The following is a 24529-nucleotide window of genomic DNA, read 5'->3' as shown; positions in this document are numbered from 1 at the left end:
GTGAAAAGCAGGCGGCGGATTGCAGGCGGCGGATTACAGCCGGTGGGTGCGGCCGTGATCGCCGTGATCGTCGCGGGCGTTGTCGACGGACGTGCGGCCGGTCTGCGCGTCGTCGCGCAGGTCCACGACATCGCGGCGCGTCGGCCGGTGATAGGCGTCCTCGTTCGTGCTTGCACGCGCAGGGCGCTTGCCCGCGGCGCCCGGCAGCTGGGCGCTATCGATGAAGCCGCGGATCTCGTCGGCGGTGTTGCGGAACTCCTCCAGCACGTGGCTCGCCTGACCGGCGACCTGGCGGAACCCCGCCATCGCCGCCGACAGCGTCGCGACCAGGCTCTCGGCCCCGCCGCTCACCCGCGATGCCGTGTGCTCGATCTCCTCGAGCAGCCCCATCTTGCGCGGCCGCGGACGGCGCGGGCGGCTGCCATACGCCTCGCCGCGCCCGCGGTCGCGATCCTCGCGCGCGCCGGCCCGGATGGCACGGGCATGGGCGTCCATCTCGGCCTCGCGGGCGCGCTGGCGGGACCGCATGCGGTCGCGTTCCTGTTCGGTCATGTCGGCGAAGCGTGGGGCAAGCGTCCGGTCGTCGCGGCTTCCATAGCCGCCGCGCCCGCGCGAGTTGTTGTAGGCGCGGTTCCGCGCCCGGTCGGCGGCGCGCTGCACCTCGCGGTCGTCGTCGTCATCGTCGCCGGCCACGAGGTCGGCCACCTTGCGGACGGCCAGGATCCCGCCCGCGGTAATGGCCGCCGCGGCGATCCCCGCGCCGCCCCAGACGAGGATCCGGGTCGTCAGCGACGTTTCCGGCTCAGCGCTCATCCCGTCGCGCGACACGGTCCCGTGCGGCAACGTCCGCTGAGAGCCATACGGCGAAGGGCGGTAGGTTTCCTGGCTGCGGTCGATCCGCGCGCCAAGGCGGTGTTCGCCCCGGCGGGCGGTTCCCGCTTCAAGATCGGCGTCGGGATTGTCGTCGGGCCAGTCGGACATGGGATGCGTTCCTTGCGCGGGGGCGGCAGCTTGTCGGCCGCGAGTTGATCCGGGACGGAACACGGCAGGGCGGGGGAATGTTCCCGCGAACGACGCGCGCGGGAAGGTGGCGCGGGCGTGCCGCGCCGCTACGGTCAGCTGTTCCCGTCGCTGCCGGGGCGGACGCTGCCGCCGACGGTGTCGCGCGGCGCGGTGCCGCCATCCCGGCCGTTGTCCTGGGAAGAGGAGACCGCGAGGTCGCGTTCGTCGTCGGTTTCAGGCGTGTCGGAACCCAGCACGCCGAGATCCTCTTCGATGTTCAGCGTCGTCTCGCGGGTCTGGTCGTCCTTCATGTCGGGTTTGACGAGCGACGACAGGATGCGGGGATCGGTTGCCATGGGCTTGTCCTTTCGACTGTGTGGTCCCGAAGGCAACCCGGGCCGGCATCCTTCGTTCCCCGTCGCCGCACGCAGAGGGCTGTGACCGCCGCCCGCCTGAAGATCACGCGCGCACAACGAAAAGGGCCGCGCCAGTGCGGCGCGGCCCTTTCAAGGCGGTTGCGGCAGGTCCGATCAGGCGTTGTCGCGCGCGGGCGCCGGGCCCTCGTCGTCGTCGCGGCCGGCCGAACCCAGGTCGTCGAACAGCTCGGCGATCTCGAACTCGGCGGCGGCGTCCTCTTCCGCGGCGAGGTCCTGGATCGACTTGCCCGAAGCCTGAAGCTCGGCTTCCTCGGGCGAGCGGGCCACGTTCATCGTGATCTGCGCGTCCACTTCGGGGTGCAGGTGCACGTTGACCGTGTGCAGGCCCAGTTCCTTGATCGGGCCGGTCAGGACGATCTGGCGGCGCTCGACGGCGTAGCCTTCGGCGGCCGCGGCTTCCGCCACGTCGCGCGGCGTGACCGAGCCATACAGCGCGCCGGCGTCCGATGCCGAGCGGATGATGACGAAGCTCTGGCCGTCCAGACGCTCCGCGACCTTCTGCGCCTCGGCGCGGGTCTCGTCGTTGCGGGTTGCCAGGTCGGCCTTGCGGGCCTCGAAGGCGGCGATGTTGGCGTCGTTCGCGCGCATCGCCTTGCCCTGGGGCAGAAGGTAGTTGCGGGCGAAGCCCTCTTTCACCTTCACGACTTCGCCCATCTGGCCAAGCTTGGCCACACGTTCCAGCAGGATGACTTGCATCGGTCTCTCCTTACTTCACGGCGTAGGGCAGCAGGGCGAGGAAGCGGGCGCGCTTGATCGCCTGCGCCAGCTTGCGCTGGTTCTTCGCGGAAACTGCGGTGATGCGGGACGGGACGATCTTGCCGCGCTCGCTGATGTAGCGCTGCAGCAGGCGGGTGTCCTTGTAGTCGATCGCGGGCGCGTTGTCGCCCCCGAACGGATCGACTTTCCGGCGGCGGAAAAACGGTTTGGTCGCCATTGGTCTGTCTCTCCCTGTGCTCAGACGCGGTCTTCGCGGCGTTCGCCGCCCCGGTCGCCACCACGATCGTCGCGGTCGAAGCGCGGACGATCGCCACGGTCGCCACCACGATCACCACGGTCGCCGCCGCGGTCACCGCGGTCGCCGCGATCGCCACCACGGTCGCCACGGGGGCCACGGTCACGCCCGTCGCGGTCGTCGCGGCGCTGCATCTGGACCGAGGGGCCTTCCTGGTGCTCATCGACCTTGATGGTCAGCACGCGCATGACGTCGTCGTGCAGGCGGGCCAGACGCTCCATCTCCTGCACGGCGGCCGAGGGCGCGTCCGTGCGCAGCAGCGCGTAGTGGCCCTTGCGGTTCTTGTTGATCTTGTAGGCGAGCGTCCGCACGCCCCAGTATTCGCTGTCCTTCACGGTGCCGCCGTTGTCGGTCAGCACGGTGGAGAAGTGTTCGACCAGCCCTTCGGCCTGCGTGTTCGACAGGTCCTGGCGGGCGATCAGCACATGCTCGTAAAGCGGCATGCCATCCCTTTCGTCTCGGGCGCGCTTCATAGGCGGGAAATCCCTTCCGCGCCCCGCCACGAGAGGCTGCGCCGGATTCGCATCGTTGCGGAAGGATGCGGCCTTATACAGGGGCGCGCCCGGCGCGCAAGGCGAATCGGGGCAGGGGCGCGGGTCGCCGGCGCTTGCCCGGCGCGGGCAGCCCCGCTAGCGTCCGGTCATCAGACGGATCCAGCAAGGGATTGCTCCATGACCCGCCTCGTTCCCGCCGTCCTTCTTCTCGCGCTGGTCTCGCCCGCGCTGGCCCAGGACGCGGCCCCACCCACGGGCACGCCCCCCGCCGCGGCGGCCGCGCCCCCGGACGGGGCCGCCGCGACCCATGCAGCGCCGGCGGCCGCAGCCGCCCCGGCCATCGACCCCGAGGCGCCTGGGGGCGACTACGTGCTGGACCAGGAACACAGCGCGATCGTCTTCAGCTACGACCACCTCGGCTCGTCCACCAGCCGCGGCATCATCCGGGGCGTGTCGGGCACGATCACGCTGGACCCGGCGGCGCCCGCCAGCAGCAGGGTCGAGGTCGCGTTCCCGCTGTCCGCGATCCAGACCGTGTCGCGCCAGCTCGACGAAGAGATGTTCGGCCCCGACCTGTTCGACGGCGCCGCGCCCGCGACCGCCGTCACCTTCACCTCGACCGCCGTCGAGCCGACCGGCCCCCACACCGCCCGCGTGACCGGCGACCTGCACCTGAACGACGTGACCGCGCCTTTCACGCTGGACGTGACGCTGCGCCGGCTGGGCAAGCACCCGATGACCGGCCAGCCCGCGGCCGGGTTCGACATCACCGGCACGCTGAAGCGGTCGGACTTCGGCCTTGGCGCGTTCGTCCCCGCGATCGGCGACGAGGTGAGGCTGGAAATCTCTGCCGAAGCCGCGAAGGGCTGAACGACCCCGGTCTTTCGTTGCGGCGCCCGCGCCGCGGCGGCTTGCCGCGCCCCGGCCCGGCGGCTAATCCCGCACCATGCTGCCCGCCGAGCGCCTTGCCCAGATCACCCAGCGGTTCGAGTTCCTCGAGGCGCGGCTGAATGCCGGCCCGCCGCCCGACGAGATCGCGCGGATCAGCCGCGAATATGCCGAGCTGAAGCCGGTCGTCGCGCAGATCGACGAATGGAACGCCGCGCGGGACGCGCTGGCCGAGGCGCAGGCGATGCTCGCCGATCCCGAGATGCGCGAGCTGGCCGAGGACGAGCTGTCGCGCCTTCGCGCCGCCATGCCCGGGCAGGAACAGGCGCTGCGGCTGGCGCTGCTGCCCCGCGATGCCGCCGACGCCCGCCCCGCCATCATCGAGATCCGCCCCGGCACCGGCGGCGACGAGGCGGCGCTGTTCGCGGGCGACCTGCTTCGCATGTACCAGCGCCACGCCGAGGCGCAGGGGTGGAGTTTCCAGGTCCTCGAACTGGCGCTCTCGGAACTCGGCGGGGTGCGCGAGGCGACCGTCCGCGTCGAGGGCGAGGGCGTGTTCGCACGCCTCAAGTACGAATCCGGCGTGCACCGGGTCCAGCGCGTGCCGGAAACGGAATCCGGCGGCCGCATCCACACCTCGGCCGCCACCGTCGCGGTCCTGCCCGAGGCGGAGGAGGTCGACATCGACATTCCCGCCGCCGACATCCGCATCGACACGATGCGCGCGTCGGGGGCGGGCGGGCAGCACGTCAACACCACCGATTCGGCGGTGCGGATCACCCACCTGCCGACCGGGATCATCGTCACCTCGTCGGAAAAGTCGCAGCACCAGAACCGCGCCAACGCGATGTCGGTGCTGCGGGCGCGGCTCTACGAGATGGAACGCGCGCGCGCGGAGGCCGAGCGGTCGGCGGATCGCCGCAGCCAGGTCGGCAGCGGCGACCGCAGCGAACGCATCCGCACCTACAACTTCCCGCAGGGCCGGGTGACGGACCACCGCATCAACCTGACGCTGTATTCGCTGGACCGGGTGATGCAGGGGGACCTGGGCGAGATCATCGACGCGCTCGTCGCCCACGACCAGGCCGCGAAGCTGGCCGAGGCCGAGGGGTGACGCCCGCCGCGCTGCTGGCACAGGCGACGGCCCGGCTGGCAGAGGCGGGCATCGCCGATCCGCAGGGCGACGCGCGGCGGCTGCTGGCGCATGCGCTCGGGATCGCCCCGGACCGGGTGCGCTGGTCGGACCATGCCCCGACGGACCGGCAGCTCCAGGTGCTCGACGCCGCGCTTGCAGCGCGGGCGTCGCGCCAGCCGGTGTCGCAGATCATCGGTTGCCGCGACTTCTGGAAGCACCGCTTCCGCGTGACGCGCGATACGCTGGACCCGCGCCCCGAAACCGAGACGCTGGTCGCGGCGGCGCTGGACCTGCCGTGGCGCTCGGTCCTCGACCTCGGCACCGGGACCGGGGCGATCCTGCTGTCGCTGCTGGCGGACCGGCCCGGCGCTCAAGGAACGGCCACCGACCTGTCGGAGGCGGCGCTTGCCGTCGCGCGCGGCAACGCGGCCGCGCTGGGGATCGATGCGGCCTTCGTCCGCTCGGACTGGTTCGCGCAGGTCGACGGCCGCTTCGACCTGATCGTGTCGAACCCGCCCTATATCGCGCTGGACGAGATGGACGGCCTATCGCCCGAGGTGCGCGACTGGGAGCCGCGGTCGGCCCTGACCGACGAGGGCGACGGCCTTGCCGCTTACCGCGCCATCACGACCGGCGCGCCCTCGCACCTGTCGCCCGGGGGCTGGCTGCTGGTCGAGATCGGGCCCGCGCAGGGATCGGCGGTGGGCGACATGATGACGGCCGCGGGCTTCGGCGGCGTGCGGGTGCTGCTCGACCTCGACGGGCGTGATCGCGTCGTCATGGGGCAGGCGGGCTGATCCGCGCCGGACGCCCGCTTTCTGCAAAGCTCACGGATTTTTCGCTTGTAAGCCTGCCCGCTGCATGCTTATTCGGCATTGTGACGGATTGATGTTATCCGCACGGGTCAATCTGACATCGTTCGCTCGACCGGCGCGCTGCATGCGCCAGCGTCGAACATGCCAGCCTTGAATGCGCCTGCCCTCTGGAACTTCGCTCCCGTGCGGCACGCCGTGGCTCTGACTCGAACCCATCGACGTGCGCCGAAAGCCCGCTCGGACGCCAACCGAAAAAAGCTGATGAGATCATCGAAATCCCGTTCGCGTAACAAGTCCCGCGGCCAGCGCACGCTTGGCAATGTCGTCAACCGCGTCTTCGACAGCTCCGGCCCCGAAGGCAAGGTCCGCGGCACCCCCCAGCAGATCATCGAGAAATACTTGGCCCTCGCCCGCGACGCCCAGCTTTCGGGCGACCGGGTGGCGGAACAGAGCTTCTTCCAGCACGCCGAGCACTACACCCGCATGCTGGCCGAGGCGGCGCGCGAACAGAACGAGCGCCAGCAGCAATCCGGCCAGCCGGGCCAGCAGTACGGCGACGACCGCGAGGATCGCCAGAACGGCGGCCAGCAGGGCTACGACCGTCAGCAGAACGGGCAGCAGCACGGGCAGCAGAACGGCCAGCAGAACGGTGGCGAGCGCCGGGACAACCGCGACAACCGCGCCGAAGGCATCCGCAACGATCGTGATGACCGCCGCGACGATCGCCGCGACGGGCGTCGCGATGATCGGCGCGACGGGCGCCGGGACGACAACCGCCGTGACGGCTCTCGCGATGCCTCTCGTGATGCCCCTCGGGACGGCCGCCGCGACGATCGCGCGGGCGACCGGCCGGCCGATGTCCAGCCCGACATTCGTGCCGAGACCGGGGCCGCCGCGCAATCCGAGGGCCGCGCCGATCCGTTCGAGGATCGCGACGACGCCATCGAGGAGGTCGTGGACCGTCCCGCCGACACGGACACCGCTTCGCTCGACGCGCGCAGCCTGATCGCACCGGCAACGGCCGGGGACGACGGCGACGATGCCGACGACGCGCTGCGCCTGCGGGACGAGGACAGCGCCCCTGCCTTCCTGCGCTCGGCCGTTGCTGCGAGCGCCGACGACGCCGACGTGACGGAGAGTCCTGCGGCAATTCCTGCCGCAGCCCTCCCGGCGATCCCCGAGGCGATTGCGACCGACGAGGACCATGGTCCGGTGACCACGCCCGAGACGCAGGCGACCGAGCAGCCGCGCCCGGCGCGCGCGCCCCGTGCGCGGACCCCGCGCGCTGCCGCCGGCGCCGCTGCCGATGCGACCGCCGCCCCGCGTACGCGGCGCAAGAAGGCCGCGCCCGAAGCGGAAGCCGCCGCCGAGGACTGAACGGCCGGGGATGAGATGGACCAGCGGCAGCGCCTTCCGGGCGCCGCCGCTTTTCATTGCAGCAATGGCGGCGTCAGGTCCGCCGCGCCTCCGCCAGGTTGCGGGCGAGGGTGCAGAACGCTTCCAGCCCGATCTCCTCGGCGCGGGCGGTCGGCGGGATCCCGGACGCGGTCAGCAGCGCCTCGATTTCGGGGTGCACGCCACGAAGCGCCGCGCGCAGCATCTTGCGGCGCTGGTTGAAGGCGGCGGCGGTCAGTTCGGACAGCACCGCCGGATCGGCAGGAAAGCGGGGGCCGGGAAGGGCGGTCAGCTGCACCACGGCGGATTCGACCTTGGGCGCCGGCACGAAGGCCTGCGGCGGCAGCGTCAGCACGATCTGCGCGTCGCAGCGCCACTGCGCGAGCAGCGCGAGCCGCCCGTAGGCCTTGCTTCCCGGCTTCGCGACGATCCGCTGCGCGACCTCCTTCTGGAACATCAGCGTCAGCGACTGCCAGAAGGGCGGCCATTGCGGCGGCGTCAGCCAGCGGATCAGCAGTTCCGTCCCGACATTGTAGGGCAAGTTCGCCGCGATCCGCACCGGCGGGGTCAGGTGCGCCAGCGGATCGACGTCCAGCGCGTCGCCGTGGATGATCGTCAGCCGCCCCGGACAGGCGTCCGCGATTTCCTGCAAGGCCGGGATCGCGCGCGCGTCCTTTTCGATCGCGAGGACGTGGCGCGCCCCTTCGGCCAGCAGCCCGCGCGTGAGGCCGCCCGGACCCGGCCCGATCTCGAGCACGTCGCACTGTGTCAGGTCGCCCGCGGCGCGGGCGATCCGCGCGGTCAGGTTCAGGTCCAGGAGGAAGTTCTGGCCCAGCTGCTTCTTCGCGCGCAGGTCGTGGCGGGCGATGACCTCGCGCAGGGGCGGAAGCGCGTCGATCCGCGTCATAGGGTCGCGACGTCGCCGGAGGCGCGGGCCGAGGCCATGTTCCACGCCATCCTCAGCGCCGCCAGCATGCTGGACGGATCGGCGATGCCGCGCCCGGCGATGTCGAAGGCGGTGCCGTGGTCGGGCGAGGTCCGCACGAACGGCAGCCCCAGCGTGACGTTCACCCCGCCGGCGAAGTCCAGCGTCTTGATCGGGATCAGCGCCTGGTCGTGATAGGCGCAGACGGCCGCGTCCCACTGCGCCCGCGCGGGCGCGTGGAACATGGTGTCGGCGGGCAGGGGCCCCAGCAGGTCCAGCCCGCGCTGCCGCAGCGCGCCCAGAAGCGGCGCCATCCAGTCGACCTCGGCCCGGCCCATGCGGCCGCCTTCGCCCGCGTGCGGGTTCAGCCCCGCGACGGCGATCCGGGGCGCGCGGATGCCAAAGTCGCGGACCAGCGCGTCGTGGGTGGTGAGGATCGCGCGGGTCAGCAGGTCGGGGGTGAAGGCGGCGGGCACCGCATCCAGCGCGATGTGGATGGTCGCCGGCACCACCCGGCAGGGCGGGTTCACCGTCGTGGACGCCAGCATCATCGCCACGTCCACGCCCCCGGCGAGATGGGCGAGGTATTCGGTATGCCCCGGAAAGGCGAAGCCCGCGCCGTCGATCAGCGCCTGCTTGCTGATGGGAAGGGTGCAGATCCCGCCCGCAGCGCCCGAGCGTGCAAGGGCGACGGCGCGCGCGATCACCTCGATCACGGCGGCGGCGTTCGCGGGGTCGGGCGTGCCGGGCGTGGCGGCGGCCGGGAACGGATGGGCCAGCACCGGCAGGACGCCGACACCGACCGGATCGGACGGGCGCTCGACCGCCTGCCACGGGGTGCCCGGCGGCAGGTGCGCGGGATCACCCATCCAGACGACGGGCACGCCCGCGGCCAGCGCCTGCGGCGCGAGTTCCGGCCCGATCCCGGCGGGTTCGCCGCAGGTCAGGATGATGGGCTGCGGCATCAGGCGCAGGTCCGCGCGCGCGCCCGCGTCACGGCTGGCGCACCAGCGCGTCGGCGCGCAGTTCGGCCAGATAGGCGTCCGCGGCGGCGCTGATCCGCGCGTTGAAGATGTCCTCCCGTACGTCCGCGCGCGCGGCGAGCGGCGGCACGCCCGGCTCGGCGGTTTCGGCCGGCGCGGCGTCCGCGGATGCAGCGTCGCCCGCGGGTGCAGCCGGGACTGCCGCCGCCTGCGATTCGCGCGTGGCGGTCGGGGCGACGCCCGGGGGCGTGATCCAGGCGGGCTCTGCCTCGACCAGCGCGGTGGGGGTGCGGTCGCACAGCATCACCAGCCGGGCGCCGGCGCCGTAGTCGATGACCGACCCTTCGTTGTCGTCGAGGCTCGCCAGCCGCTGGGCGATGTCGGCGGGCACCGCGCCCAGCGGGACGGTCTGGCGGCTGACCGGGTCGGGGGAGTAGCGGCGCGCCTCGGCACGCACCTCCTCGCAGGACCGGGCCACGGAAAGGATGCGCGCCCCTTCGGCGGCCGACGGCAGCGTCATCGTCAGGTAATCGACCGTCTGGTCGTTCGCGCCGGCGCGCTGGGTGCCGCGGGTGTCGCGCACGAAGAACAGGACGACCGCGCCCGGCACCGTCAGCGGGGCGGAGCTTCGCCCCGGCTCGATACGCAGCACGATCTGGCGCAGCGACGGCGCAAGGTTGTCGAGCGGCGTCCACGGCAGCCGCCCGCCCTGCGGCGCGGTGGGGGTGGCCGACAGGCGCCGGGCGGCGGCGGCGAAGTCGGCTTCGGACCTGACGCTGCCGGCGACCTCGGTGGCCTGCGCGAGCGCCCGCGATTCCGCGCCGGGCGGGGCGGGGATTACCAGTTCCGACAGCAGCACGTCCGTCACGATCGGGGCCTGCAGCTGGCGGGTCAGGGCCTGTTCCACCTCGCGGTCGGTCACGTTGATCTGGGGCACGATGCGCGCGCGCACGACCTCGCGCCAGGCGATGCCCGCGCGCACGAAGTCGCGGTACGACTGCGGCTCGACCCCGGCGCGGCCCAGTTCCGCGATGAATTCGTCGGTGCCGAGGTTCGCGCGGCCGGCGAACTCGGCCAGGCCCTGCTGCAGCGCCTCGTCGGTGATCTCGATCCCGATCTGGCGCGCGGCCTGCGTCTTCAGGCGGTCGTTGACCAGTTCGCGCAGCACGCTTTCGCGGTCCGCGTTGGCGCCGCCCAGCACCTGCACGAAGCGCATCCGCTGGTCCAGCTCGAACGCGGTCACGGCCGCGTCGTTGACGTAGATGACCGGCGCAAAGGGGCTTTGCGCCGCCACCGGCAGCGCCGCGCCGCCCAGCATCATGGCCAAGGCCGTTACCCGAATGATCCGCCGCATTGGTCGTTCCCCTGAAGATCGAGCGCGAGACTAGCGCACGCAGGCGCGCCGCGCCACCTGTCCCGGCAGGTCGGCCTGCCGCCCGAAGCCGCCGAGCTGCACCGAAAGCCCGAACGAGGTGTCCGGCGACACGCTGTCCGAGGACGTGAAGCGCCGGTCGAGCGACAGGTCCACGGTGATGCATTCGTTGCGGTACTGCAGCCCCAGCTCGGTCTTCTGCGCGCGGTCTGCGACGAAGTCGTAGCGGGTGTCGGTCGTGGCCCACCAGCCCGCGGCCAGCTGGAACCCGGTCCGCGCCGACAGTTCGGACACGTCGCGGACCCGGCCGGGTTCGTTCTCGGCGTCGATCCACAGGTAGCCCGCGCTGACCTGCACGTTCGGCCGCAGGACGCCCACGCGCAATTCGTCGCTGGACAGGTCGAACCCGTCGTCGAACAGCGCCCGGTTGGAAATGGCGAGCCCGCGCGGGTCGGCGAAATGCGCGGCCAGAAGCCAGTCCGACTGCCGCCCCGACACGGGGCCGGTCAGTCCGCCGTCCTTGTCGCTGGACCGCAGCACCCGCCCCGCGGTCAGGCCCAGCGACCAGCCGGTCGGGTCGATCCGCGTCCAGGTCAGGCCGAGGTTCGCGCGCAGCCCCCCCTCGCGCCGGTCCCAGCCGGGCGAGCGGTTGAACGAAAACAGGTTGCCCTCGTCGAACTCGGCCAGCGTGCTGTCCTCGTTCGGGACCTCGTCGCCCTCGTCGGCGTCCCCGTCGCCGTCGCGGTCGCCGCCCCCGGTGCGGCCGTCGTCGTCGCCGTCGTCGCGCCGGGGCGACCAGACCAGCTGCGCCACCGGCTCGAGCATGTGGGTGGCGCCGGTCCCCCGCGACGCGAGCGGCCAGCGCAGCTCGACGCCCACGGCCGGGTGGGCGCGGGCGACGGTGTCGTCGTAGCGGCTGTCCTGCCCGATCTCGTAGAGGTCGCCGTCCAGCCGCGCCTGCGCCGCGCCGACGAGACCGCCGCCCAGCAGCTGCTGGCGGCGCCAGTCCGCGGCGACCGACGCCCGCACGGCGTCGCGGCCCAACTGGTCGTCGTCCGACGACCGCCGGTGCGCGTGGATCGACCATTCCAGCCATCCCCGCCCGCCGATGGGCGCGGGCGGCGTGAAGGCGCGCTGCCACATCGTGTCTGCCACGAGGCCGGGTGAGGTCGAGTCGTTCTCGTCGTCGCGCAGCGTCTGGTAGTTGCCGATCCGCGCGTTCAGCATCCGGTCGCGGCGATAGCGTTCCAGCATCAGCCCGCTCCACAGGCGGTCGGCCTCGGTGATGTCGTAGTTGAGCAGGTACGCCCGGTCCGAGGCGGTTTGCACCTGCGCCGCCAGCGTATAGTCGCGGGGCAGGTCGAAGCGCGCCGCGCCGAAGACGTAGCCGCGCGTCTCGCCCGGGCGGATGTCGTCGCGCGAGATCGCGCCGTTCCATTCGGTCGCGCCATTGCTGAACGCCTGGCGGTAGCGCAGCTCGACGGTCGAGGTCCGGTTCAGCGCGAGATAGGGCGTGACCGTCACGTCGGCATGATCGCCCAGCGTCACGAAGTAGGGCAGCTTGACCCCGAACCCCAGCGCGGTGGTGGCGCGGAAGCGCGGCCGCAGGAAGCCCGTCATCCGCTCGACAGTGGGATCGGGGGTGGTCAGCGCCGGCAGGACGCCGATCGGCACGCCGAAGGCGCGGAACTCGGGCCGGTCGAAGTAGAGCCGGCGCGTCACGTTGTCGTGGGTGATCGACCGGGCGCGGATTTCCCACAGCGGCGTCGGGTCGCTGGCGCAGACCTGGCAGGAGGAGGCCACGACATGGCTCAGCGTCGTCATGCGGCCCTGGCCGGTGCGCCGTACCTCGGACGCGGCGAGCTGCAGCTCGCGCGCAAGGACCAGCCGCGCGCCGCGCAGGATGCCGTCCTGAAGGTCCTCGTCCAGCTGCGCCTGGTCGGCGATCAGGATCGTGTCGTCGGGCGTCCCGGCGAGGTCGGGGCGGGACAGGTGGATCGGCCCCTCGATCGCCAGCTGCCCGGTGCCGCCGTTATAGACCACCCGCGACGCCACCAGCCGCGCGCCGTCATACCACACCACGACCCCGCCCGAAGCGGTGAGGACCCGGTCGCCCGACACGTCGACCCGGTCCGCGAGCAGCGTCGCCGCCCCGTCGTCGCCCGGATCGCCCGGACCCGCGGCCGCGCCCGGCCCGATGGTCACCGTGGGCGTCGTGTCGATCGTGGGCAGGCTGGCGGCGGCAGTGCCGTCGGCAAGCTGCGCGTCGGTCACGTCCTCCTCGGTCGGGGCGAGCGCCGGGCCGTCGGCGAGCGGGTCCCGCGCGAGGTCGCCGCCCGGGATCGGCTGGGCCTGCGCCGCGCCGCCCGCCCAGGGGGCCGGGGCGAGGGTCGCGGCCATGCCGGCCAGCGTCAGGTCGGCCGCCGCCAGCACGGCGAGGGTCAGGGCTGCGCGTCTCATCCTTCCTCCAGCTTCAGAAGCAGGGCGAGCGCCAGCATGACCGCGACCGCCACCGGCGCGAAGGCCGCCATGACCGGCGGGACCTGCCCCGTCTCTCCCAGCACCTGCGCGAGGTTGCGCAGGAAGAACAGCGCGAGCCCCGCGCCGAAGCCGCCCAGCACCATCGCCGCGATCCGCCGCCCGCGGGTCGGGCGCATGGCGAAGGCCGCGGCGATCAGGACCATCGCGCCCATGAGGAACGGCCGCGCCAGTTCCATCTGCAGCCAGACCCGGTGCCGCATGGCCGAGAAGCCGGCGCTTTCCAGACCCCTGATGAAGCCGGGAAGCTGCCAGACGGGGATCGCGTCCGGCGCGCCGAAGCCGTCGCGGATCCGGGCGGCGGTCAGTTCCGTGGGCAGGCGCAGCATCGGCAGGTCGCGGGCGGCGACCTCGGGGTTGTCGGCGGCGAGCGGCCATTCCTTAACCCCGCGCAGCAGCCACGCGCCGGGTTCCAGCTGGGCCGACTGCGCCTCGAACCGCATGGTGGGGCCGGCGCCGGGGGTGAAGACGATGAAGGTCGGATCGTAGAGCGTCGTCGCGTCGGGGCTGGCGCGGGTGGCGCGGATGACGATCTGCCCGCCTTCGGACCCGGCGTCCGTTTGCGCGGCGGCTGCTCCGGCCTGCAGCGTGCCCGGCACCTGGCCGGCAGGCAGCCCCTGCCGCAGCCAGACCGCGCCTTCGCCCAGGCTGACGGTCTGCTGGCCCTGACGGTCGATCCGCGCGACCGCGGCGTCGTAGCGCTTGGACGTGCCCGCGACGATCGGGTTCAGGATCGCCACGCAGGCCGCGCCGACCAGCGTCGCGGCGATCACGGGGGCGGACAGCGCCCGCAGGCCCGACCGGCCCGACGCGCGCACCGCCGCCATCTCGGACGACCGCGACATGGACAGGAACAGCGACAGCCCCGCCAGCAGCGCGATCAGCGGCAGGATGCCGTAGAAGCTGCCCGCCACGTTCAGCGCCGCGACCCCGGCGGTGCCGCGAAGGCCGATGCCCGCGCCGCCGAACCGGCGGATCTGCTCGACCAGGTCGATCAGGAACAGGATCGCGAGGAACGCCCCGCCGACGATCAGGAACTGCCGGACCCAGCGGCGCGCGAGGTAGAGATGCAGGATCATGCCGCACCCCCCGTGGCGCCCGGGACCACGCCGCCCGCGCGGCCGACTCGCCGGGGCCGCGCGACCCAGCCCAGCACCGCCACCACCACCGCGCCCCCCGCGATCGGCGGGAGGTAGAGAAGCGGCCAGCGGTCGGGCGACGCGGCGGTGACGCTCGCCGCCGCCGTGGCCAGCATCTGGACGAGGATCAGCGCCACTACCGCGCCCGCGACCTGCTTCCAGACGCCGAAGCGCGAATACCCGCCCAGCAGCAGGATCGCGAAGCCCAGAAGCGCCCCCACCGGCGCCATCGCGGGCTGGACGATGCGCTCGTGCCCCTCGGCCCGGGCGCGGGCGGCGGACTCTCCGGTGGCCGCCAGCAGGTCGGCGTCGGGGGACAGCAGGCGGGCGGTCGAATAGCTGCGAAGATCCCGCTCGTCCTCGTCCGCGGGCAGCAGGTTGCCCAGGTCGTAGGTCAGGTCCTCGAACCGGGTGACCGACAGCTGCCGCCGGTCGCCCTCGCGGGCGAGGGTCTGGACCATGCCTTGCAGCATGACGATGCGCGGCCCGGTGTCGGCCCGCACGACCAGCGCCTGCGCGGCGGTGTAGTCGGTGACGCGGGCCGGATCGCGCGCGTCCTGAAGGAACACGTCGAGCAGCCGGCCGTCGTCGGCGATGTCGCGGATGAAGACGGTGACGCTCGCGCCGGGGTACTGGAACTGGCCGGCGCGCAGGAAACGGGCGGTGATGTCCTCGGCGACCTCGGCCTGCCGGTCGGCCAGCCGCGACCGCGCCATCGGCACCAGCCCGTGCACGAGGATCGCGACCATCACCCCCGCCACCAGCCCGAACATCAGCACCGGCCGCGCGAGCCGCCAGGGCGACATGCCGGCGGCCTGCATCGCCGCAAGCTCGGATTCCGACGCCAGCCGGTTGGTCCCGAACGCCGCCGCCGCGAAGGCCGCGACCGGCAGCACGACCGAGATCACCAGCGGCAGGGTCAGGGCCGTGAACTCCAGCACCACCAGCGCGGTCTGCCCGTCCTGGATCAGTTGCTCGAACAGCTGCACGGCGCGGTTGATCCAGTAGACGGACACGAGCACCAGCCCGAAGAAGCCGAAGAGCCCCAGGAACTGCGACAGGATGTATTTGTCGATGCGCGTCATCGGCGCCCTTGCTCCGCCCCCCGGGGTCGTCCGGGTTGGCCCCGGTTGTTCCCGCTGCCCCTGATTAGCCGCAGACGGGCTGCGGCGAAAGCCCGGCGCGGGGCGCGCAATCTTTGTCTTGCAGGCATCCGGCGACCGCACACGGGCCGCATGGGGCGCGAAGCCGCCGCTCTGGCCATCGCGCGGCGGCGGGTCTAGGCTCCGCCCCGCTTGCCAACAGGAAGGCCCACCCATGTCTCACCCCGTCGAAATCCGCTTCATCGCCGCCGCCGACGCGCCGGACCTGAGATCCGCGCGCGGGCGCGTGGCGCTTCTGGTGGGAGAGCAGGGCCGACCGCCCGCCGGGCTGCCGGGCGCGGCGCGGCAGGCGCTGACGCGGGCCCTGGCGTCCGAGGCGTGGCGCAAGGTGAAGCCGGGCGAGGCGATGGAGCTTTCCTTTCCGGCGGGGATGGAGGCGGAGGCGATCCAGCTCGTGCATCTGCCTCGGCGCGCCGATGCGCTGGTCGCCCGCAAGGCGGGCGCCGCGATCGGCGCGCGGATGGGCAAGGGCGAGGTCACGGTGATCGCCGGCAACCACCCCCGCGCGGCCGACATCGCGATGGGGCTGGCGCTTCGCGGCTACGACTTCTCGGTCCACAAGACGCAGAAGAAGGACGAGGCGGCGGACGCCACGCCCGGCGGCGGCGCCGACGCGCCGCGGAACCCGCCGCAGGCCGTCAGCCGCACCGGCGCGGCCGACGACGCGCTGCTGGCCGACGCGAACGGCACCCCGGCCGACGGCCGGGCCGACGCAGAGGCCGACGCCGGCACCCCCGCGCCTCAGCCCGGGCGCGCGACCGTCACCATGATCGTCGCCGACGCCGAAGCGACCGCGCGCGCCGCCACCGACGGCGCCGCCGTGGCCGAGGGCGTCTTCTTCACCCGCGACCTCGTGAACGAACCCGCCAACATCCTCACCACCACCGACTTCGCCGACCGCCTGCTCGCGATGCGCGACCTGGGGCTGGAGGTCGAGGTGCTGGACGAGGAGGAGCTTGGCCGGCTGGGGATGCGCGCGCTGCTCGCCGTGGGGCAGGGCAGCGAGGCGCCGAGCAAGGTCGTCGTCATGCGCTGGCAGGGCGGCGGGGACGAGCCGCCGCTGGCGCTGGTCGGCAAGGGCGTGGTGTTCGACACCGGCGGCATCTCGATCAAGCCCGCGCAGGGGATGGAGGAGATGACGATGGACATGGGCGGCGCGGGCGTCGTGGCGGGCGTCATGCGGACGCTCGCGCTGCGGGGCGCGCGCGCCAATGTCGTGGGGCTGGTCGGGCTGGTCGAGAACATGCCCGACGGCCGCGCGCAGCGGCCCGGCGACATCGTCCGGTCGATGAAGGGCGACACGATCGAGGTCATCAACACCGACGCCGAGGGGCGCTTGGTGCTGGCCGATGTCCTCTGGTACGCGCAGGACCGCTTCGACCCGGCCGCCGTCATCGACCTCGCCACGCTGACCGGCGCCGTCATCGTCGCGCTGGGACACGAGCACGCCGGGGTCTTTTCCAACGACGACAGGCTGGCCGGGCAGGTGCTTGCCGCAGCGAAGGCCGAAGGCGAGGGCGCGTGGCGGCTGCCCCTTGCGCCGGCCTATGACGAGCTGATCGATTCGCGCCTTGCGGACGTGAAGAACTCGGCCGGGCGGCCCGCAGGGTCGATCACCGCGGCGCAGTTCCTGCAGCGCTTCATCCGCAAGGGAACGCCCTGGGCGCATATCGACATCGCGGGCGTGGCGCTGCCCCCGGGCTCCACGACGCTGGCGCCGAAGGGGGCGACCGGCTGGGGCGTGATGACCCTGGACCGGATGATCCGCGACGGGTTCGAGGCGAAAGGGGGCACGAAAGCCGATGCGAAAGCCGATGCGAAACCGGGCGCGACACCGGGCGCGTCCGGGGGCTGAGCCGTGGCCGCCGCGCTGTTCTATCACCTGACCCGCACGCCGGCCGACCGCATGGTGCCGACGCTGATCGGGAAGTGCCAGGCGCAAGGCTGGCGGATCGAACTGCGCGGCACCGACGCCGCCCGCATGGCCGCGCTTGACGAACAGCTGTGGCAGGGCGACGGGTTCATGGCCCACGGCCTTGCCGGCGGCCCGCACGACGCGCGCCAGCCGGTGCTGCTGACCGTGGCGGACGGGGAAGCGCCCGCCACGGCAAACGATCCCGCCTGCGTCATCACGCTAGACGGCGCGGCGGTTCAGGCGGCCGAGTGCGGCGCGCTGGAACGGGTCTGCATCCTGTTCGACGGCAACGACGAGCGCGCGGTGGAACAGGCCCGCGGCCAGTGGCGCGCGCTGGCCGCTGCGGGGGTGGCTGCGGAATACTGGTCCGAGGGCAGCGGGAAATGGGAGAAGAAGGCCTGAGACCCGCCCGGCGGCGATGCCTTTCAGCTCTCGCCTGCCCGCTGGCGCGCGGGTTCGGGGCCGGCGCCTGGCCGGCTGGACGGCGACCGCCGTTGCCGTGGTCGGAATCATGGTGACGGGCAGCGGCGCGGCACGCCGTCGCCGACCTGTTCCCGCTTCTGGTTCTGCCTGTCGTGATTGCCTTGACGCGGCCAACCCGCCGACGTCAGCGTTCCAGCACCAGCGTGTCGCCCTCGATGCCCACGCGGGCGAAGCGGCGCAGGTAGCTCATGCCGAGCAGCGACTGGTCCAGCTCGCCGCCGATCACCACGGCGGGCACGTCGGTGTCGGTGATGTCGCCGACGGTGAGCGTGCCGATCATCACCCGCGCCGTGGGCACCGTCCCGTTCGCCGTGACGGCCTGGCCCGCGAACGCCAGCCCGTCCACGTCGATCCCGATCCGGCGCGCGTCATCCCGCCGCAGCGCCAGCGAGGACGCGCCGGTATCCACGACGAAGCGCACCGGCTCTCCGTTCAGCTCCGCCCTGAGATGGAAGTGGCCGTCGGGCGACACCGGCACCTCGATCCGGCCGGGACCGACGAGTTGCTGCCGGGGCGCCACCGTGTCGCGCAGGTCCTCCCACAGCCCGGCGGCGGCGATCACGGCCACGAAGATCAGCACCCACGCCAGAGCCTGCCGGCCGGTCTGGCCCGGGCGCTGGCGGAAGTCGGTGACGACGAAGCCGCCGAGCGCGACCAGCAGCACGACCAGGTAGGCCAGCCGCATGTAGTCGAAATCCATCATCGCGCGCGGCACCGGACAGGCGCGCGGCGGGACTTGCGAGGGGCGGCCGCAGGTCGCGGCCGGAAGCGCGGAAGGGGACGGTCCATCCCCCGCTTATGCCCGGATCGCGGGCTGCGGCCAAGCGCACCTGTCCGTGATCGGTCTTTGCAAACCGGGGTGGGGGGACTAGACAAGGGATCGATCCGGGGCCGGCATGCCCTGATGGAGGAGACGACATGCTCAACAACATCGGCCTTCCCGGCCTTCTGCTCATCGCCGTCGTGGTGCTGGTCCTGTTCGGACGGGGCAAGGTGTCGTCGCTGATGGGCGAGGTCGGCAAGGGCATCACCGCCTTCAAGCGCGGCGTGAACGACGGCGAAGAGGAAATCCGCCGCGGTGCGGGCGAGCCGAGGCTGACCACCGACCGCTCGCTCGACCGGACCGCCGACGACGTGCAGGCCGCGGCCGACCGCGCCCGCGCCCGCGCCGACGAGCACCTGCGCGACGTGACCCCGCGGGCCGAACCGCGCCGCGACACCCCGCCGCGCAGCTGAGCCGCGACAGCCCATGTTCGACGTCGGCTGGAGCGAGCTGCTGCTGATCGGCATCGTCGCGCTGATCGTGATCGGCCCCGAGGATCTGCCGCGCATGTTCCGCACCCTCGGCCGCATCACGGCCAAGGCGCGGGGCATGGCGCGCGAGTTTTCGATGGCGATGGACGACGCCGCCCGATCCAGCGGGATCGAGGACGCGACGAAAAGCCTGCGCGACGTGAAGGCGATGACCTCGACGAAGGCGCTGGGCCTCGACGCGCTGGACCGTGCGGCCGACAAGTTCGAGAAGTGGGACCCCAAGCTCCCCCGCGCGGGTGCCCGCGCCCAGCCCGACCCGTCCAGTCCCGGCCCGTCCAGTCCCGGCCCGTCGGGACCGGCGGCCGTTCCCGCGCCGATCGCTGCGAACGCCGCCGCGGGACCTGCCGCCGATCCCTCCGTCAGCGCCGACCCGGCGATGTCCGCCCATACCGTGACCACCCTGCGCCCGGTGCCCGGCAGCAGCCCCGCCACGCCGCCCGCCGCCGAGGCGCCGGGGCGCCGGCGGCTGCACGCCGTCCGCCGCTCCGATCCGAAAGACAGCTGAGTGTCCGCTTCCCCCACGCGCCAGGACGAGATCGAGGACAGCTCGGCCCCGCTGATCGAACATCTGCGCGAACTCAGGACGCGGCTGATCTGGTCGGTGCTGGCCTTCGTCGTGGCGATGGTCGTCTGCTATTCCTTCGCCAACCCGATCCGCGACTTCATGACCCACCCGATCTGCGACGCGCTGGCGCGGCGCGGGCAGGATTGCGGCCTCGTGATGCTGCGCCCCCAGGAAGGGTTCTTCGTCGCGCTGCAGATCTCGTTCATGGGCGGGTTCGCGCTGGCGTTCCCGGTGATCGGGTTCCAGCTGTGGCGCTTCGTCGCGCCGGGCCTCTACCGGTCGGAAAAGAACGCGCTGCTGCCGTTCCTGCTGGCCTCGCCGCTGATGTTCCTTCTGGGCGGGGCGTTCGCCTATTACGCCGTGCTGCCGCAGATGTTCGACTTCTTCCTGGGCTTCCAGACCGCGCCGATGGTGACGCCGGTCGTGGAAAGCGCGGCCGACGCCGCCCAGGCGGTGGCCCGGGCCACGCCCGCCGGTCCCGCGGCGGGGATCGTGTTCCAGGGCTCGCTCGGCGACTACCTGTCGCTGACGATCCGGCTGATCCTCGCCTTCGGGATCTGCTTCCAGCTGCCGGTGCTGCTGACGCTGCTCGGCAAGGCCGGGATCGTGACCTCGGAGGGGCTGGCGAGCGTCCGCAAGTTCGCGCTGGTCGCGATGCTGGTCGTGGCCGCGGTCGTGACGCCCGGCCCCGACATGACCAGCCAGATCATCATGTTCGCGGCGGTCTACCCGCTGTATGAAATCTCCATCCTGCTGATCCGCCGCATGGAAAGGCGGCGCGAGGCGAAGCTGCGGGCCGAGGGGCTGTGGGTCGATGACTGACCTGTCCGACCCCGCCCGCGCGCTGGCACCCGACGCACCGCTGAACCGCATCGCCGCGGCGCTCGAACGCCTGGCGCCGCCGCCGCAGCCTGCGCCCGATTTTTCCGAAGCCCATGCATTCGTCTGGCATCCCGACCCCGACCGCCTGCAGCCGGTGCACGACGTTGCCCGCGTGCCCCTGTCGGCGCTCGTCGGCATCGACCGCGCCCGCGACACGCTGCTGGCCAACACGCTGCAGTTCGCGCGCGGCCACGCCGCCAACAACGCGCTTCTGTGGGGCGCGCGCGGGATGGGGAAATCGTCGCTGGTGAAGGCCGTCCACGCCGAGGCGCTGGCGCAGGGGCTGCCTTTGGTGCTGGTCGAGATCGCGCGCGAGGATCTTGATTCGGTGGGGCGCCTGCTCGGCATGCTGGGCCGGGCCGACCGCCGGTTCGTGCTGTTCGCGGACGATCTGTCGTTCAGCCACGACGACACGCAGTACAAGTCGCTGAAGGCGGTGCTGGACGGCGGCATCGCGGGACGTCCGTCGAACGTGATCCTCTACGCGACCTCGAACCGCCGCCACCTGATGCCGCGCGACATGATCGACAACGAACGCGCCACCGCGATCGTCCCGGGCGAGGCGGTCGAGGAGAAGGTCTCGCTGTCGGACCGCTTCGGCCTGTGGCTTGGGTTCCACGCCTGCGGCCAGGACGAGTACCTGCAGATGGTCGAGGGGTACTGCGCGGCCCACGACCTGAGGATCGACCCGGCCGTGCTGCGCGCCGAGGCGATCGAGTGGCAGGCGACCCGCGGCGCGCGGTCGGGCCGGGTGGCGTGGCAGTTCTTCACCGATCTCGCCGGGCGGCACGGGCTTTCGGTCTGATCGGGATGCGCTAACCGTTTTGCAATCCTTGTCTGCGAATGTTCCGGGAACGGGACGATTCGGGCAGATCATGCAGACCACATCCGACACGCGACCAGATGACCGGGCACCGGTGCCGCCGCGTCCAGCGGGCAACGTGCTGCGGGGAAGGCTGGTCAGGATCCGCCGCGACGGGCCCCCGCCCGCGCCCGCGCCGCGCAACCCCGAACGGGTGATCGCCGCGGCGGTATCGCGGGCGGCGGACCGGGTGCACCAGTTGCCGCTGTACTTCGACCGGGTCGAGACCACGCAGACCACGCTGGCCGAAATCGCCGAATGCCTGCCGGAACAGGCGCTCCTGTCGCTTGTCGAAGGGCCGGGCGACGCGATCGGCGTGGTCGCGATCTCGCCCACGCTGCTGGGATCGCTGATCGAGATGCAGGCGATCGGCCGGGTGTCCTCGCGCCAGATGCACGCCCGCCGGCCCACCGCGACCGACGCGGCCGTGTGCGCCGACTTCGTCGATGCCTGCCTGTCGGAACTCGCCGCCGAGCTTGCGACGATGCCGGGGTACGACGGGGTCGGAAGCTACCGCTACGCGAGCTTCCTGGGCGACCCGCGCCCGCTGGACCTGCTGCTGGAGGACGTCGCCTATCGCCGCGTCCACCTTGCCCTGCGGGCGGGCGATTCGGGACAGCGCGACGGAACGCTGACATTTCTTCTGCCGCTGGCCTGCCCGCACCGTGCGTTGCCCGACATGACCGGCGACGCGGCAGGGACGTCGGGGGCGGCGGCTCACGCGGACGGCGGGGTGACCTCGGCCGCGCGGCCTGCGTCCGACCTGAGCGAAGCGGTCGCGGCCGCGGGCGTCCGGCTACGCGCCGTGCTCGCGCGGCGCAAGCTGTCGCTGGGCGAACTCAAGGCGCTCGCCCCCGGCCAGATGCTGACGCTTCCCCGCAGCTGCCTCGAGAACGCCACGCTGGAAACGGCATCGGGGCAGGTCCTCGCCACCGGCAAGGCGGGCGAATCCGCCGGCTGCCATGCCGTGCGCCTGCACGGCGGCGCCGGCGCGCGCGGGGCTGGCGCCCCGGCGGACCGGGCTGCGGACTGGGTTGCGGACCGGTCGGCGAACAGGACGGGCGAAGGCGCCGTGCCCTTCGATCCCGCCACCGGTGATCCCGCCGGCGCGGGCTCGATCGATCCTGCATCGGTCCGGCCCGGCGAGGGGGACATGGCTGGCGAAGATGCGCCGCAAGGATCGCGGGCTGGTGAGGTCTTTCGGAACGGCATGACGGGGTAGGGGGCTGTTCCCGCGGGCCAGCCCGGCACGGTCCGTTGGGCCTCATCAACGGCACCGCGCTGCGTGACCGGTTGGGTTGCCGAGGGGGGTGCGCAAGGGGAGGGCCGGAGAAGCCTCGCGGAACGGCATGGGAGGGCTAAGGGGGCCTTCCCGGCAGGTTGGCCTGGCACGTTCCGCTGGCGTCATGCACGGCACCGTGCAGCTTGACAGGGTAGCAGTTGCCGAAAGGGTTCCGCAGCGGCGCGGATGCTGGACCTGTCCCGAGGCTGCGATCACGCAGACGCGGCGCCCGCGAGCAGCCGCTGCAAGATCCGTCCGCCATCATCGGCCGGACTAGCCCGGGTGCGGCGCCCGAACCCTTCTTGCATGAGGCCGCGGGATCGCCGGCGGGACGCCTGTGGAGGTCGCTGATCCCCGCCGCGCACGGGCGCGGCATTCTCGCAAGGCATCCTCGCAGCGCTTCCGCCGTTCCCGCCTGCATGGACTATCGCCGCCAGGCAGGAACGGCTGCCGGATGGCACCGCTTCGATCCGGCGAGATGTGCGCGGCCGCGACTCGGGCCGGTGGTGCCCCGCCCTGAACACGCCCGACACGCCCGTTCGCGCCAAGTGTCAGGTCAGCGCGACGCGACCGCCCGGAACCCGGACGATACGGCCCGCCAGTTCCAGGTTGAGGATCGCCGCGCTGACGACGGCGGCGGTCAGGCCCAGGTCGCGGATCAGCATGTTCTCGTCGGTGGGGCTCGGGCCCAGCAGGTTGAGGATCCGCCGCTCGACCGCCACGGGGCCGCCGGCGTCCGCCGAGGGGCCGGGGCGCCGGGTGCGGGCGCGGTCCAGCGCCGCCTGGCGCAGCCGCGCCTGGTCGCGGGTGTCGCCGGGACAGGGCGCGGGGTGGGTCGCGGCGGGCTGCGCGAGCGCGCGCGGCGCGGACGTCGGTGCAGCGGCAGGAACGATCGGCCGCGCCGCGCGGGCCGGCTTTGCCGTCGCCGCTGCGGGATTCGTCGCCGCCGCTGCGGGGTTTGTCGCCGTCGCCGCCGCGGGCGCTGCCGCGTCCCGCTCGGGCGCGTTCGCCAGCGCGGCCAGCACGTCGTCCGCGTTCCGCACCAGCGTCGCGCCGTCGCGGATCAGCGCGTTGCAGCCCGACGCGCGCGCGTCCATCGGGTGGCCGGGCACCGCCATCACCTCGCGCCCCTGGTCCAGCGCCTGGCGCGCGGTGATCAGGCTGCCGGACCTGTGCGCGGCCTCGACCACGACCACCGCGCTCGCCAGGCCAGAAATGATGCGGTTGCGGAGCGGAAAATGCCGCGCGATCGGCTCCATCCCCGGCGGCTGCTCGGATACGAGCGCGCCGGCCTCGCAGATCCGGTCGGCGAGCTTCGCGTTCTCGGCCGGGTAGATCACGTCGATGCCGCCCGCCATGACGGCGATTGTGCCGCCGGCGCAGGCGGCCTCGTGCGCGGCGGTGTCGATGCCCCGCGCGAGCCCTGCGGTGACGGTCCGTCCCGCCTCAACCAGCGCCCGCGACATGCCCGCGGCCATCCGCAGTCCCAGAGACGAGGCGTTCCGCGCGCCCACCAGCGCCACCTGCGGGCGCGACAGGCAGGCCGGGTCGCCGCGCACCCAGATCACGGGCGGCGCGTCGTCGATGTCGCGCAGCAGCGCCGGGTAGTCGGGGTGGTCGCAGCGGATCAGCCGCGCGCCCGCGCGGTGGCCCGCGCGAAGCTCGGCCTCTGCCTGCGCCACGGTGCACGGGCTGTAGTCCCGCAGGCCGGTTGCCGCGGCGATCTGCGGCAGGGCGTCCAGCGCCGCATCCGCGCTGCCATGTTCGGCCAGCAGGCGGCGGAAGGTCGCGGGTCCGACCCGGCGCGACCGGATCAGCCGAAGGAACGCCACGTCATCGCCCGCGTGCGCCGGGCGCGCCTGCGGCATCTCGAACGACAACAATCCGGTCAGCATCGCGGCGCCCCTTCGCATGACTTGCAGGGGTGT

At 72.7% G+C, this 24529-nt stretch carries 23 protein-coding genes and 1 pseudogene; 11 read left to right on the top strand and 13 right to left on the bottom strand.

All coding sequences use genetic code 11. From position 1 onward, the window contains the following. Positions 1-33 precede the first annotated feature (33 nt). The 5 genes from ELI80_RS08040 to rpsF form a co-directional block, all read right to left on the bottom strand. On the bottom strand, positions 34-981 hold the full coding sequence (locus tag ELI80_RS08040; RefSeq protein WP_136650588.1) for a hypothetical protein: 948 nt from the start codon (positions 979-981) through the stop codon (positions 34-36). 134 nt (positions 982-1115) lie between these two features. Then, positions 1116-1358, bottom strand: a complete 243-nt coding sequence (locus ELI80_RS08035) for a hypothetical protein (protein WP_136650587.1) — start codon at positions 1356-1358, stop codon at positions 1116-1118. Positions 1359-1532: 174 nt separating this feature from the next. After that, entirely contained in the window at positions 1533-2135 is a 603-nt protein-coding gene (gene rplI / locus ELI80_RS08030) for a 50S ribosomal protein L9 (RefSeq protein WP_136650586.1), read from the bottom strand. Positions 2136-2145: 10 nt separating this feature from the next. Continuing rightward, positions 2146-2373, bottom strand: coding sequence for a 30S ribosomal protein S18 (gene rpsR / locus ELI80_RS08025; RefSeq protein WP_073060981.1), 228 nt, complete (start codon positions 2371-2373; stop codon positions 2146-2148). Between the two features lie 20 nt (positions 2374-2393). Further along, complete coding sequence (rpsF, locus tag ELI80_RS08020) at positions 2394-2894, bottom strand: 30S ribosomal protein S6 (RefSeq protein WP_136650585.1); 501 nt, start codon at positions 2892-2894, stop codon at positions 2394-2396. A gap of 228 nt (positions 2895-3122) precedes the next feature. Between rpsF and ELI80_RS08015 the strand changes: the two genes are divergently transcribed. The 4 genes and pseudogenes from ELI80_RS08015 to ELI80_RS16625 form a co-directional block, all read left to right on the top strand. After that, positions 3123-3815: a YceI family protein gene (locus ELI80_RS08015; RefSeq protein WP_161596439.1), complete on the top strand. Its 693-nt coding sequence runs from the start codon at positions 3123-3125 to the stop codon at positions 3813-3815. A 76-nt stretch (positions 3816-3891) separates the two neighbouring features. Further along, complete coding sequence (gene prfA, locus ELI80_RS16405) at positions 3892-4947, top strand: peptide chain release factor 1 (protein ID WP_136650583.1); 1056 nt, start codon at positions 3892-3894, stop codon at positions 4945-4947. Continuing rightward, a complete protein-coding gene (prmC, locus tag ELI80_RS16400) occupies positions 4944-5765 on the top strand; it encodes a peptide chain release factor N(5)-glutamine methyltransferase (protein ID WP_136650582.1) in 822 nt (273 codons plus the stop codon). The genes prfA and prmC overlap by 4 nt, the downstream gene beginning before the upstream one ends. Positions 5766-6044: 279 nt before the next feature. Further along, positions 6045-6290 (top strand): annotated as a pseudogene (locus tag ELI80_RS16625) (DUF4167 domain-containing protein); the annotation flags it as partial. A 943-nt stretch (positions 6291-7233) separates the two neighbouring features. Here ELI80_RS16625 and rsmA read toward each other — a convergent pair. The 6 genes from rsmA to lptF are packed head-to-tail and all read right to left on the bottom strand — an operon-like array spanning position 7234 to position 15220. Then, positions 7234-8085 (bottom strand): 16S rRNA (adenine(1518)-N(6)/adenine(1519)-N(6))-dimethyltransferase RsmA, encoded by an 852-nt coding sequence (rsmA, locus tag ELI80_RS07995; protein ID WP_136650580.1) that lies wholly within the window; start codon positions 8083-8085, stop codon positions 7234-7236. Next, on the bottom strand, positions 8082-9068 hold the full coding sequence (gene pdxA / locus ELI80_RS07990) for a 4-hydroxythreonine-4-phosphate dehydrogenase PdxA (RefSeq protein ID WP_136650579.1): 987 nt from the start codon (positions 9066-9068) through the stop codon (positions 8082-8084). Before pdxA ends, rsmA begins: the two co-directional genes overlap by 4 nt. Before the next feature lie 28 nt (positions 9069-9096). Continuing rightward, on the bottom strand, positions 9097-10440 hold the full coding sequence (locus ELI80_RS07985; protein ID WP_136650578.1) for a peptidylprolyl isomerase: 1344 nt from the start codon (positions 10438-10440) through the stop codon (positions 9097-9099). A 30-nt stretch (positions 10441-10470) separates the two neighbouring features. Further along, the gene (locus ELI80_RS07980) at positions 10471-12918 is read right to left on the bottom strand and encodes an LPS-assembly protein LptD (RefSeq protein WP_136650577.1); all 2448 of its coding nucleotides are present in this window, start codon (positions 12916-12918) and stop codon (positions 10471-10473) included. Beyond that, the gene (lptG, locus tag ELI80_RS07975) at positions 12915-14075 is read right to left on the bottom strand and encodes an LPS export ABC transporter permease LptG (protein ID WP_136650576.1); all 1161 of its coding nucleotides are present in this window, start codon (positions 14073-14075) and stop codon (positions 12915-12917) included. Before lptG ends, ELI80_RS07980 begins: the two co-directional genes overlap by 4 nt. After that, positions 14072-15220, bottom strand: coding sequence for an LPS export ABC transporter permease LptF (lptF, locus tag ELI80_RS07970; protein WP_136650575.1), 1149 nt, complete (start codon positions 15218-15220; stop codon positions 14072-14074). The genes lptG and lptF overlap by 4 nt, the downstream gene beginning before the upstream one ends. A gap of 232 nt (positions 15221-15452) precedes the next feature. Here lptF and ELI80_RS07965 point away from each other — a divergent pair, with 232 nt between their 5' ends. Together ELI80_RS07965 and ELI80_RS07960 are read left to right on the top strand one after the other, a co-directional pair. Continuing rightward, on the top strand, positions 15453-17153 hold the full coding sequence (locus ELI80_RS07965; protein ID WP_136650574.1) for a leucyl aminopeptidase: 1701 nt from the start codon (positions 15453-15455) through the stop codon (positions 17151-17153). A 3-nt stretch (positions 17154-17156) separates the two neighbouring features. Beyond that, positions 17157-17615: a DNA polymerase III subunit chi gene (locus tag ELI80_RS07960; RefSeq protein WP_136650573.1), complete on the top strand. Its 459-nt coding sequence runs from the start codon at positions 17157-17159 to the stop codon at positions 17613-17615. 205 nt (positions 17616-17820) lie between these two features. Here ELI80_RS07960 and ELI80_RS07955 read toward each other — a convergent pair whose 3' ends face one another. Further along, positions 17821-18399, bottom strand: coding sequence for a retropepsin-like aspartic protease family protein (locus ELI80_RS07955; RefSeq protein WP_328592242.1), 579 nt, complete (start codon positions 18397-18399; stop codon positions 17821-17823). 215 nt (positions 18400-18614) lie between these two features. Between ELI80_RS07955 and ELI80_RS07950 the strand changes: the two genes are divergently transcribed. From ELI80_RS07950 to ELI80_RS07930, 5 genes are all read left to right on the top strand, one after another. Then, the gene (locus ELI80_RS07950) at positions 18615-18932 is read left to right on the top strand and encodes a twin-arginine translocase TatA/TatE family subunit (RefSeq protein ID WP_136650572.1); all 318 of its coding nucleotides are present in this window, start codon (positions 18615-18617) and stop codon (positions 18930-18932) included. 13 nt (positions 18933-18945) lie between these two features. Next, positions 18946-19515 (top strand): Sec-independent protein translocase protein TatB, encoded by a 570-nt coding sequence (tatB, locus tag ELI80_RS07945; RefSeq protein WP_136650571.1) that lies wholly within the window; start codon positions 18946-18948, stop codon positions 19513-19515. Next, positions 19516-20397, top strand: coding sequence for a twin-arginine translocase subunit TatC (gene tatC, locus ELI80_RS07940; RefSeq protein ID WP_136650570.1), 882 nt, complete (start codon positions 19516-19518; stop codon positions 20395-20397). After that, positions 20390-21262 (top strand): ATP-binding protein, encoded by an 873-nt coding sequence (locus tag ELI80_RS07935; RefSeq protein ID WP_136650569.1) that lies wholly within the window; start codon positions 20390-20392, stop codon positions 21260-21262. Before tatC ends, ELI80_RS07935 begins: the two co-directional genes overlap by 8 nt. 112 nt (positions 21263-21374) lie before the next feature. Beyond that, a complete protein-coding gene (locus ELI80_RS07930) occupies positions 21375-22541 on the top strand; it encodes a FliM/FliN family flagellar motor switch protein (protein ID WP_161596438.1) in 1167 nt (388 codons plus the stop codon). A 611-nt stretch (positions 22542-23152) separates the two neighbouring features. On the opposite strand, the gene dprA is transcribed toward ELI80_RS07930, so the two are convergent. Beyond that, the gene (gene dprA / locus ELI80_RS07925; RefSeq protein WP_136650567.1) at positions 23153-24496 is read right to left on the bottom strand and encodes a DNA-processing protein DprA; all 1344 of its coding nucleotides are present in this window, start codon (positions 24494-24496) and stop codon (positions 23153-23155) included. Positions 24497-24529 lie beyond the last annotated feature (33 nt).

It is taken from the genome of Paracoccus aeridis (assembly GCF_004923205.2).
Classification (GTDB): Bacteria; Pseudomonadota; Alphaproteobacteria; order Rhodobacterales; family Rhodobacteraceae; genus Paracoccus; species Paracoccus aeridis.
The sequence above is the reverse complement of the archived record's forward strand: the minus strand, read 5'-3'. Positions and strand labels throughout refer to the sequence as shown.